General features: G+C 66.2%; 8 protein-coding genes. 6 read left to right on the forward strand and 2 right to left on the reverse strand.

Annotated features, from left to right (window positions below):
* Nucleotides 1-1,356, reverse strand: coding sequence for an ABC transporter substrate-binding protein (locus tag K340_RS0110925; RefSeq protein WP_161632087.1), 1,356 nt, complete (start codon nt 1,354-1,356; stop codon nt 1-3).
* A gap of 164 nt (nt 1,357-1,520) precedes the next feature.
* Between K340_RS0110925 and K340_RS0110930 the strand changes: the two genes are divergently transcribed.
* The 5 genes from K340_RS0110930 (at nt 1,521) to K340_RS0110955 (ending at nt 10,118) form a co-directional block, all read left to right on the forward strand.
* Entirely contained in the window at nt 1,521-2,240 is a 720-nt protein-coding gene (locus K340_RS0110930; RefSeq protein WP_029136732.1) for a GntR family transcriptional regulator, read from the forward strand.
* A 603-nt stretch (nt 2,241-2,843) separates the two neighbouring features.
* Complete coding sequence (locus K340_RS36220; RefSeq protein WP_161632088.1) at nt 2,844-5,255, forward strand: hypothetical protein; 2,412 nt, start codon at nt 2,844-2,846, stop codon at nt 5,253-5,255.
* A gap of 376 nt (nt 5,256-5,631) precedes the next feature.
* Nucleotides 5,632-7,098, forward strand: a complete 1,467-nt coding sequence (locus K340_RS0110945) for an FG-GAP repeat domain-containing protein (protein WP_161632089.1) — start codon at nt 5,632-5,634, stop codon at nt 7,096-7,098.
* 26 nt (nt 7,099-7,124) lie between these two features.
* Nucleotides 7,125-8,864 (forward strand): family 43 glycosylhydrolase, encoded by a 1,740-nt coding sequence (locus tag K340_RS36225; RefSeq protein WP_051265831.1) that lies wholly within the window; start codon nt 7,125-7,127, stop codon nt 8,862-8,864.
* Nucleotides 8,865-8,984: 120 nt separating this feature from the next.
* Nucleotides 8,985-10,118: a mandelate racemase/muconate lactonizing enzyme family protein gene (locus K340_RS0110955; protein ID WP_029136735.1), complete on the forward strand. Its 1,134-nt coding sequence runs from the start codon at nt 8,985-8,987 to the stop codon at nt 10,116-10,118.
* Nucleotides 10,119-10,123: 5 nt separating this feature from the next.
* On the opposite strand, the gene K340_RS29245 is transcribed toward K340_RS0110955, so the two are convergent.
* Entirely contained in the window at nt 10,124-10,618 is a 495-nt protein-coding gene (locus tag K340_RS29245; RefSeq protein WP_084614270.1) for a RidA family protein, read from the reverse strand.
* A gap of 128 nt (nt 10,619-10,746) precedes the next feature.
* On the opposite strand from K340_RS29245, the gene K340_RS0110965 reads away from it, so the two are divergent.
* Entirely contained in the window at nt 10,747-11,556 is an 810-nt protein-coding gene (locus K340_RS0110965; RefSeq protein WP_029136736.1) for an IclR family transcriptional regulator, read from the forward strand.
* Nucleotides 11,557-11,572 lie beyond the last annotated feature (16 nt).

Here is an 11,572-nt window from a genome sequence, read left to right on the forward strand (position 1 = left end):
TCAGGCCTGTCCGGCCAGGAATGCGTCCCGGTCGGCGTCGACGGCGGCGGTGAACTTGCCGGAGTCCATCTTCCCTGCGAAGACCAGTTGCAGGTTCTGGCCGAGTGTGTCGAGCATCGTCGGGCTGGACCAGTCGAAGTACGGGACGTAGCCGTCGTCGCTGTCCAGGGTCTTCGCGGCCGCCGACTCGCCGGTCAGGCTGAGCGAGGTCTCCGGCACCTTCACGTCCGGCGAGAGTGCCGGCACCAGGCCGAGATCGACCGCGGTCTGGCCGGCTGCAGGCGACATCAGGTAGTCCAGGAAGGCGGCGGCCACCTCGGGATGCTTCGACTTGGCGGAGATCACCATCGCGCCCGGTGCGGCACCGACGCCGACGGTCTTGCCGCCCGACTGCGGCAGCTGGACGTAGCCGAAGTGCTTCTGCTGTTCGGTGCTCAGGCCCAGCGAACCGGTGTACTCCCACCGGAAAACGCCCTGGCCCTTGACGAAGTTGGCGACCGCGGTCTGGTAGTCGATACCGGCGAAGTCCTTCGGGAAGTAGCCGGCGTCAGCCCATTTCTTGACCGTCTCGACGGCTTCCTTCATGCCGACGTCGGATGCCTTCACCGTCGGCACGTCGTAGACGTAGTCGTTGAGCTTGTTCTTGTCGGCCAGCACGGCCTGAACGCCGAGCAGCGCGGACGTCGAGCCGTCGAGACTGCCGTACTGGAACGGGATCTCGCCGGCCGTCTTGGCCTTGGCGGCGTCGACCTCGAGTTCGTCGAGGGTTTTGGGCGGTTCGATGCCGAGCTTCTTCAGCTTGTCGGCGTTGTAGTACAGGCCGATCAGCGAGGTCCGCGCCATCGGGGTGGCGAACCAGGAGCCGGAGCCCATCGTCTTCAAGTCGGTGGTGAACTTGTTCTGCCTGATGATCGTGGTCGGGACCTTCGAATCCCAGCCGTAGGCCTTGGCGTAGCTGTCGAGGTTGACCACCAGCCCACCCTTGGCGAGGGTGCCCAGCGACTGCCAGCCATTGTTCGCGCTGGCGATGTCCGGTCCGGCGTCGTCCTGCAGCTGCAGGTTGAGCGTCGAGTTGAGCTGGCCCCAGTCCTCCGAGGTGCGGTCGATGGTGACGTTCGGGTACTTCTTCTGGAAGTCGGCGATCGCCTGGTCGATCCATTTGCCCTCGGCCGAACCCCAGAAATCGGTCATCTTCAGGGTCACGGTGCCGGCCGAGGCGATGTCGGTCGAGATGCTGCTCGGCTGGGCGCTGCTCTCGCTGCCACCACCCCCGCCGGGTGCGCAGGCGGACATGGTCAGAGCGAGGCCGGCGACGACCGCGACGGTGGTCGCCATCCGTGCTCGAAGAACTCTCATCTTCACTCCGTTGTGATCTGGGGCCCGCATCCGGGAGAGCCGGGCTGACGCTCGCACTGCGGGACCGACTTTCCCGACAGTAGACAAAGTGACCCAGTTAGTCCAGATCGAACCAGTTGGCCCAACTGGTCGAACCAATCGGTCGACACTGGTATGTTGCGTTCGTGACGTCACCGAGTGCCGCGACCCAGACGTACGACCGGCTCGTCCACGACCTGACGGTGGGCCGGTACGCGGTCGGCAGCCGGCTGCCGGGGGAGCGAGATCTCGCGGTCGAGCTCGGGGTGAGCCGGGCGACGCTGCGGGTCGCACTAGGTCGGCTGGAATCCGAAGGTGTGGTGCAACGCTCGGCGCAGCGCGGCTGGTTCGTCCCGCGGCAACTGATCGGGGAGCCGCCCAGCACCCTGCAGTCGTTCACCGAGATGGCGCGGGCCAGGGGACTGCGGCCGACTGCGCGGGTGCTGCGGCACGAGATCCGGCCTGCCACCATGGACGAGGCCGGCAAGCTGCGGATTGCGCCGGCCGCCCCTGTGATCGAGATCGACCGGCTGCGCGGGATGGACGGCACCCCGGTCTGCTTCGACGTCGTGGTGGTCGCGGAGAATCGCGCGCCGGCGCTGGCCACCGCCGACCTGACCGACGCCTCGCTGTACGAGGTGCTGCGGACCCAGTGCGGCATCGAGATCTACCGCAGCGCCTACACCCTGATGGCCGCGGTCGCCGACGGTGACCTGGCGAAATTGCTCGGCACCGGCGTCGGCGCGCCCGTGCTGGTTGGCGACGAGGTGGCCTATACCTCCGACGGCACACCGGTTCTGGTCGGCACCAACACCTACCGCGGTGACGCCTACCGGTTCGAGGCGGACCTGTTCCGCCGGGCGTAGGTATTCCCCGGCGGTCAGCCGCGCAGCCGCTGGAATCCATCCAGGATCAGATCGAGTACCAGCGCGAACTCGGCCGTGTCGTCGTACTGGTTGCACAGCGACATCGCCTCCATCCACAGTCCTGATCAACGGTGCATCGGGCGGTGTCGGCAGCCTCGCCGTGCAGATCGCGAAGGCGCTCGGCGCAGGGTGAGTCGTCAGCGGCTGACGCCGATGCTCGCCTCCCGCCGGCAGGCGGACGTCGTCGCCCTCGCCGGCCTGATTGAACGACGGCGTCGTTCGTACAGTTCTCGACCGCTGTTACCCACTCCACGAGATTGACGAGATTGCCAGGGCGATCGACTACTCGGAGACACGTTCATGCCAAAGGAAAGGTAGTCATCACGATCCCTGACGCCGTGTCCCGCTGGATCCCGTCGCACCACAGATATGCCGCGCTATTGCATTGCGCAAACGTTCGCTCTAGTCTTCGACGTCTACGATAGTTCGTATCTATTTCTCGTATTTCGTAGAGCGTTCAACAGGCACAGGAGCTGCATCGTGAGAGTCTCTCGTCGAAGTTTGTTGATTGGCAGCGCAGCCGCCCTGGGCACGATGCCATTGATGGGCCCTTCACCGGCGAGTGCCGCGCCCGCGCGCCAGGCGGCGGCGCCGCCCGCGTCGGCAGACCCGGTCGTTGACGAGCCGTCGGTAGCCCGGGCTCTCACGTGGTGGCCGCCGCAGCGGCAGGTGTGGACTCCGGTCGGCTGGAAGGGCCACCTGTTCCGGTACGACAACTTCTACACGGGCGCCATCGTCTGTCAGCCGGCCGTCGCCCTCCCGACTGGTGCGCCGTCGATCAAGCCCTACCTGAGGCAGTACGCCGGTCGGGACTTTCAGCTGACGCCGATCATGCCGCAGCGGGGACAGATACCTGACCTGGCGACGGAACCGTATTACTTGCACCGCCACGACTTTGGCGTCGGGGTCCAGGGTTGGGACATGGACCGACAGACACCGGTCCTGTGGACAGACTTCCGTCGCCAGGAGGGACTCGTCCTGCGCCAAGAGGTCTTCGCGCATCTCCCGGGCGGCATGGCCGTCCAGACCGCCGACGAGCCGCTGTACGCGTGGGTGCGGTACCGGATCACGGAGAAGGACGCGGATTCCCCCGCAGTGTTCCAGTTCGCTCTGCGATGCACCCGCGCCATGTACAAGCACTACATCGACCCTCCCGAGCAGCAGGAGGCCTTCGTGACCATGCAGGTCACCCCGGATGCTGCGACGATGACGGATCCTCTACGGATCGACCGCATCTGGAACCCCGGCGGTGACCCCATGACGGTGCCGGTGTTCGACGACAGCTCCGGTGATGTCCGGTTGATGCTCGGTCTGCCCGCCGGAGCTGGAATCTCGCTGACCGAGCTCGACAGCCATCCCGGGGTCTACGACCTGACGGTCAAGCTCCCTGTGGAGGTTGGTAACACGGTCGATGTATTGCTGCCCTATCTCCCGCAGCCGCGGGTCGAGGTGGACAAGGTCTGGCAGCTCGGCCACGACGGCGCGCTCGCCGAAACCGAGGGCTTCTGGTCTGCCAGATCATCGACCTCGGCAAGGATCTCGACCCCAGAGACTCTGGTGAATCGCTACTTCCACCGCAGCGTGCAGCTCTCCGAGGTGATCGCGGAGAAGAGCCCGGACACCGGGCTGTACACCTTCCTGACCGGGTCATACGGCTACGACCTGCTGTGGAGCACCCCCACCTCGATGATCAGCCACATGTTCCTGGACCAGCTCGGTGAACACGAGATCGTCCAGACCCACCTCGAGCCGTATTTCCTGTTTCAAGGCACCCGCAACCCGCCCGGAACGGCCTACCAGAAGGTAGGCAAGGAGGGCTTCTTCGCGACCCCGGCCTCACTGCAGTCCTTCGATTGGCTCGGTGACCACGGTGCCATCCTCGAGTCCGTCGCGCGGCACATGCTGCTATCCGGTGACGAGGCGTTCATCGGCCGCTGGACTCCTGCCGTCGTCGCCGCGATGGACTTCATCAAGCGGGCCTGCGCTGTCACCGATCACGACGGTGTCGCCGGGCTGATGCCACCTGCGGCGTCGAACGACACCGGTGTCGAACAGCAGTCGGTGTGGATCCAAGTCTGGACCTATAAGGGCCTGCGGTCCGGCGCGGAGGCCCTCGCGGAACAGCGCCACCCCAGGGCCAAGGAGTTTGCAAGCCTGGCGGACAAGTTCCGGGCCACCTTCGCCGCCGCTCTGCGTGACTCGGCGGCATCGGCGCCGACCTGGACGGACAGCAACGGGCACGAATACCCGATCGTGCCGAGCAAGTTCAGCGGCCCGGCCAGCGGGTGGCCCTATTTGGAGGCATTCGACTCCGGTGCTTTGGCCGCGGTGTGGGCCGGGCTGCTGCCGGCGAGCGACCCACTGATGACCTCGTTCCTGGAGTACTTCCGGTCCGGCCCTAACACCCGGCTGTTCGATCCATGGCACCACACCGCACTCGACCGGGTCGTTCTCGATCACGAGCAGAGTAGCGGCGAACCCTGCTACAGCTGGAACCTGTTCCACAGCTGGCAGTCCGGGGACCGCAAACGCTTTCTCGAAGCCATGTACGGCCTGATGGTGGGCGCATGTTCGCCGGACACTTTCATCGCCGGCGAACACCGGCACGGCATGTACGGGACGTTGTTCGTCCAACCGATGGTGACCTGGGCGGTCAAGCACGCGGTGGTCGACGACTCGCTAGCCGCGAACGAACTACATCTGCTGCGCCTGTGCCCGGCCGCCTGGCTGGATTCGTCGGCACCGCTGGAGATGACCCGAATGGCCACTCGGTACGGGCCGGTGTCGGTGAAGGTGACGGTGTCTTCCGACCGGGGTGAGGTCGATGTCCAGCTCAGTGCCAGCTGGCGCCACAAGCCATCCCGGATCTACCTGTATCGCCAGCCGGGTCACGTCCGGATGCGGGTCAATGGCAGAGCGATTCCGCCCCGCGACCGGATTCTCGTCACGTTCTGAACGTTCCTGTAATGCGCCTTGCCTGCTGTCCGCCATACCGAACCCTTCCCTCAGGAGAGCCATGAAAGCCCGTCGATCACTGCTGGTCGCGTCGGTGTTCGTCGTCGCCACAACATGCGCTCCCCTGATCGTCGCTGTTCACGCGGCGGCGGCGCCGGCCTCGCCCGGTCGCAGCTGGCATCCCGAAGCGATGCAGACTCGATCGAAGGAGCGCGTTGCCGACGGTCCGAACGCTGTCCTTCGGTCGAACAGTGCCCCCCGTTCGAAGGCCGCGATCACGGGCCCATCACAGGCGAAGCCGGGGTTGTCGGCCGCGCAGACCATTCCGCCCGACCTTTTGGTGCGAGATGGAGGCACGAACGCTGGAGCGCTCGGGGTGGCCACTACCACCGGCCCGGCCGACCCATGGCAGATCACGACTGACGTTGCGGGGCAATGGGATTGGGCTGACCAGCTGCTGTCGGCAGACGTCACCGGCGACGGCCGCACGGATCTCATCGCTAGGTCGGGAAGCCGACTCTACGTCTACCCTGGGACAGCAGACCCGGCCAACCCTTGGCCGACCCGCTTCGTCGCCGGGACCAACTGGGGCCGCTTCGACACGATCGTGATCGCGGATGTGACCGGTGATGGCAGGCCCGATCTGTTGGCCCGTGAACCAGGCGCCGCGAGCGGCACCCTGAAGATCTTCCCCCACAATGGCGCCTCCAGCGGAAACGTCTGGACGGGGACAGGTCGCTGGGCGGGCACCGGCTGGAACCTGGCCACCACGATCATGCTGGCCGACGTCACCGGTGATCACCTCGCCGACATGGTCATTCGGGACGGCAACGGTGACTTGTGGATCTATCCGCACAACGGCATCACCAACGGAAACCCGTACACCTCCCGCGGATTCGCCGGAAGTGGCTGGGGCACCGCCGATCTGATGACGCTGATCGACCCCGGAACAGGCTTCCCTGACCTGGTGATCCGTGACCGCTCGGGGGCGCTCTGGCGCTATCCGCACAACGGCGCCAGCACCGGCAATCCCTGGGGACCAAGAGTGTCCGGGGGCGCCGGCTGGTCGGACACGAGCGCTCTGCTCGCGGCCGACGTTGATTCCGACGGCCGCCAGGACCTGCTGGCCGTGCACCGCAGTGCCACCCTCTGGCGCTATGAGACCGCCACCGGTGCAGACCTCTGGCCGATCAGGTCGTCCGCAGGTACCGGGTGGAACTTCGACGACGCGATGGTGACTGCCGATGTCGACGGCGACGGACTTGGCGACATCGTCGTCCGTGAGCCAGGCCGGTCCGATGGCTCGCTGTGGCTCTACCCGGGAACACAGCCCGGTGCCGTGCCTGCTCCACCTGTACTACTCGGCACGGGATGGAACCTTGCCCGGCGGTTGGCAGTCGGTGATGTGACCGGCGACGGCTTCCCCGATCTCGTCGTTATCGACCGGGCGGGCGACATGTGGGTCTACCCGAACAATGGATCCGGCGACCGCACGCCATTCGACCAGGGACGCAGCTGGATCGGCACCGGCTGGGGAACGACAGCGAAGTTGCTGATGCTCGATGCCGACCACGACGGCGAAGCAGATCTGGTCGACGTCGAGACCGACGGCACCGCGTGGCTCTACCGCGCCGGACAGGCGCCCTACCGGATCCCGGGCGAGTTCGGAGCCGCCCGATCACTCGCCGGCGGCGACATCGACACTTCCGGAACCCCGAGCCTGGTCGTCCTCTGGAGCGACGGGCGGTTGAGTGTCCGCGAGTTCGGATCGCAGTCGACCCCATGGACCGATGATCGGTTCCTGGCCGGCGACTGGGATTTCGCCTCCCACGTGTTGTTGTGATTGACCGAATGCAATCGGAGGAAGACATGGGACGCGCACGCGTCGGACGGCTGGTGGCCGCGGTACTGCTGGCACTGTCCGCCACCGTCTTTGCCTCGGGGATAGCCCAGGCGATTGAGATACCGAAGGACCTGATCGCTCAGAACTTCCCCGATCCGGACGTCGTCCCGGTCAACGGCACCTGGTACGCCTACTCCACCAACACCTGGGCCTACCTGCCGGTCGCGTCGGCACCGACGGTCGACGGACCATGGTCCTTGCAGGGTGACGCGATGCCCGGCGGGCCGTCGACGAGCTGGGCAACCGCCGGCCGGACTTGGGCTCCCGATGTGGCGGTCAACAGCGACGGCACGTTGACCGTGACCTACACCGCATGGCACACCGCATCAGGTCGGCAGTGCATCGGAGTCGCGAAGGCCACCAGTCCGCTGGGGCCGTTCACTCCCGTCGGAACCGGCCCTCTGCTCTGCCCGCTGGCGCAAGGGGGCGCCATTGACGCGAGCACCTTCGTTGAACCCGGAGGATCGCGCTATCTGCTGTGGAAGAACGACGGCAATGCCGTCGGCGTCTCGAGCTCGATCTACCTGGCCCCGGTCAACTCCGACGGCACCGCGCTCACCGGATCACCGACGGCATTGATCACCGGACCAGCCGGTTCGATCATCGAAGCACCCGTCGTCGTCCGGCGGCCGACGGGCTACGCGATGTTCGTCTCGACCGGGGGCTACGGCGGATGTGACTACCAGACGGCCTATGCCACTTCGACCAGTCTCAACGGACCGTGGACCGGCCCAACCACCTTCATGACGACGGGGAACACCGGTGTGTGCGGACCTGGCGGTGCAGACGTCAAGACCGCCACGAACGGGCTGACCGGCGGGGACAAGGTGATCTTCCACGGTTGGGTGAACGGCGCCCGCCACCTATTCTCCATCGACCTGAGCTGGAACGGCCTGCAGCCGGTTCAAGGCGGTAGCAGGGCAAGCTCGTTGGACGGTGACGGCCGCGCCGAAATCGCTGCCGTCCGGCGCGACGGGGAAGTGCAGGCCTGGCACAACGATCTGGGCTTTGCCGTCAGTCCCTACGGTGACTCGCTGTTCATCACCACCGGATTCGACGACCCGGCGCGGACCCGGTTCGCCGATCTCGATGACGACGGCCGCGCAGAGGCGATCTACATCACGACCAACGGTGAGATCTGGGCCTGGCACAACGACGCCGGGTTCGCCTCCAACCCCTTCGGGACCTCCCGATTGATCGCCACCGGGTTCACCGATCCCGCCAGGGTGCGGTTCGCCGATCTCGACGATGACGGCCGTGCCGAATTGATCAACATCGCCGCGAACGGCGACGTGACCGCCTGGCACAACGATGCGGCATTTGCGACCGCACCGTACGGGGCATTCAAGGTGGTCGCGACTGGGTTCTCCGCGGATCGCACCCTGTTTGGCGACCTGGACGGCGACGGTCGGGCGGAGATCATGGATATTCGCCCGAACGGTGAGATCTGGGCATGGCACAACGACGCCGGATTCGCAACGACGCCGTACGGCAACTCGGCGCTGATCGCCGACGGATTCATCGACCCCGAACGCGTGAGGGTCGCCGACCTCGACCAGGACGGTCGTGTCGAGATGATCTCGATCCAGCCTGACGGGCAGGTGCGGGCCTGGCACAACGACACCGGCTTCACCGACAGGCCCTACGGCGACTCCGTGATCATCGCCGATGGATTCACCGAGCCGGACCGGGTCATCTTCATCTGACTCACCCCGGGTCCGGTGCATCCGCGGCTAGGAAGGTGGCTCCGAGCGTGCGCCAACATGTCATGATCCGGGGTGCCTTTCCTCGGCCCGGTCGTTGCACCAATCTGTGGAGGACCACGAATGCCAATACCGTCGCTCGACCGCGTCACCGTCACCGCCGTCCGGACGCTGGCAGTGAGCCCGCAGGTCCGACCGGAGCTGCTGGTGAGCGGTGCACGAGGAACCCACGATCGGTCAGACTTCCTGTTGGTCCGGGTCGAGACCTCCGCCGGTGTCGACGGTTTCGGAGAGGTGAGCGCAACACTGCTGTGGAGTGGTGAGGACGCCGTGACCGCGGAGCATGCGATCTCGGCGGTGCTCGCATCGGCGATCGTCGGCCGACCGATTGTTCCGGTGGCCGATCTCGAGGCGCGGATGGACGCAGTACTGGCCGGTAGCGCGTTCACCAAAGCCGGTGTGGCCACTGCCTTGTGGGATGCCTACGCGCGGCTGCTCGATGTGCCGCTGGCGACCGCCCTGGGCGGACCCAGACGCACGCAGGTTCCGATCAAGTGTTCACTGAGCGGCAACGGGCAGCGACTGGCGGACACTCACCGGGCCGCGGCAGTAGCCGGCTTCGGGGCGTTCAAGATCAAGGTCGGCATCGAGCTGGCATCGGACATCGAACGGGTAGCCCAGGCGCGAGACCTGGTCGGGCCGGATACGTTCCTGGGCCTGGATGCCAACGGAGGTTACAGTCTGGCGGAAGCACGACGAGCGGTGAAGGCGTTGGGGGAGTTCGCGCCTGCTTTCCTGGAACAACCGGTACCGGCGGCCGACCTGGCGGGAATGAGTGAGCTTCGTTCGCTGGGTCTGCCGATCATTGCGGACGAGAGCGTGTTCGGGATGGCCGATCTGATCGCTGTGCTGCGGGCGCGGGCGGCAGACGCTGTCAGCCTGTACGTCGGCAAAAGTGGGGGGCCGGGACGGGCGGTGGCGATGGCCACTGTCGCCGCGGCGCACGGTCTCGGTGTGTTGCTGGGCTCCAATGGCGAACTCGGCCTCGGCGCGGCGGCGCAACTGCACGTGGCCTGTGCGGCACCCGAACTGCTGTCGGACTTTCCGTCCGACATCATCGGCGCCTTCTACTACGATGACGATGTGTTGGCATCGCCATTGGACAGCGACGGCCGCCGGGCGGTGCTGCCCGATGGGCCGGGTCTCGGGGTTGAGCTGAAGCCGGAACTGCTGGCACGCCTGGGCATCTCGAACTGATCGGATCAGGATCCGGTGGCCGGTCGGATCCGCATCACCGCTTCGATCTCGACCGGGCTGCCAGTCGGAAGCTCGGCAACCCCCAGCGCAGCGCGAGTATGGCGGCCGATGTCCGCTCCGAAGACAGAGTGAAAATACTGGGTCGCCGCGTCGGCGACCAGGTGTTGTTCGACGAATCCCGGGGCGCTCGCGACGTACACCGTCACCCGCACCACCTGCTCCACCTGGTCCAAAGAACCCAACTCGGCGCGCGCCGCCGCGACGACGTTCGCCGCGCACTGCCAGGCGCACCGTCGCCCGTCAGGGACATCGACCGACTCCCCGAGTCGGCCGACGGCCACCAGCGCACCGTCGGGCTGTACGGCCGTCTGTCCCGAGGTCATCAACAGATCGCCGTACCGGACCGCGCCGGCGACTTCCGGCCGGGTTGCGCCCGGAGTCGGCGGTTCCGCAGGAACCGCCACGAGCCCTTCCTCGGGCGTGGTTGCTGCACCTGTCATCAAGGCTTCCTTCGGGCTCTTCGGGACTCCGGCATTCGGAAGGCGTTTACTGATTCTGGAATATAGCGTGTCGAGTAGTCGCGGTCGCCGCAGGGCGAAGGATCGTCACTCTGACGTACGCTCCGTCCATGACGGCCTCACCTTCCCGCTCTGCCGCCCCGGCTCACGAGCCGTCGCCGGCGGTCGGTCGCGCGTTGACGGTGCTGGAAACTCTGGTTGCGAGTCAGGAGGGCCTCACCCTCACGGCGCTCGCCAAGAAGGCGGGCATCCCGTTGGCCACCTGCGCCAGCATCGTGTACACGCTGGAACAGCGCGGTTACGCGGCGCGGAAGATCGTCGGGCGAAGCCACTTCTGGCGTCCCACGTTGGGCTTGTACGGGTTGGCTGTTCAGTTGGTGCGCAAGGTCGACTTGACGTCCATTGCCCAAACGGAGATGCAACAGCTTGCTCTCGAGCTGGGCATGCCCGTGCACATCGGTGTCCTCAATGGGACGTCCGTCGTCTATGTCGCCAAGGCAACCCATGAGGGCTTCATCCAGTTCAACACCTACCTGGGCAAGATCGCCCCGTTCAACCTCACCGCCTTGGGCAGAGCGATCACCGCCCACCTGTCGGACGAAGAGTTGCAGCCGTTGCTGGGCAAGCTCAGTGCGGGCGCCGGTCCCAAGGCACGTGCCTCCGATCCAGAGTCCTTCCTGGCACTGCTGGACGAGGTGCGACGTCGTGGCTACGCGGTGGAGATCGAGGAGGAGCAGAGCGACATCGGGTGCGCCGCTGCCCCGTTCTTCGACGCCGACGGGCGCGCGGCCGGCGCCGTAGGGATCACCGGCTTCGCCAAGGACTTCAAAGGTGCTTCCCTCAAGCGGGCGGTGGCCGGAGTCACTGCGATCAGTCGGGAAGTGTCGGCCCGCCTCGGGTTTCATCCCGATCACGGATAACGCCGCACAACCCTTG

Origin of the sequence: Nakamurella lactea DSM 19367, from assembly GCF_000426645.1 — a bacterium.
In the GTDB taxonomy this organism is placed as follows: Bacteria; Actinomycetota; Actinomycetes; order Mycobacteriales; family Nakamurellaceae; genus Nakamurella; species Nakamurella lactea.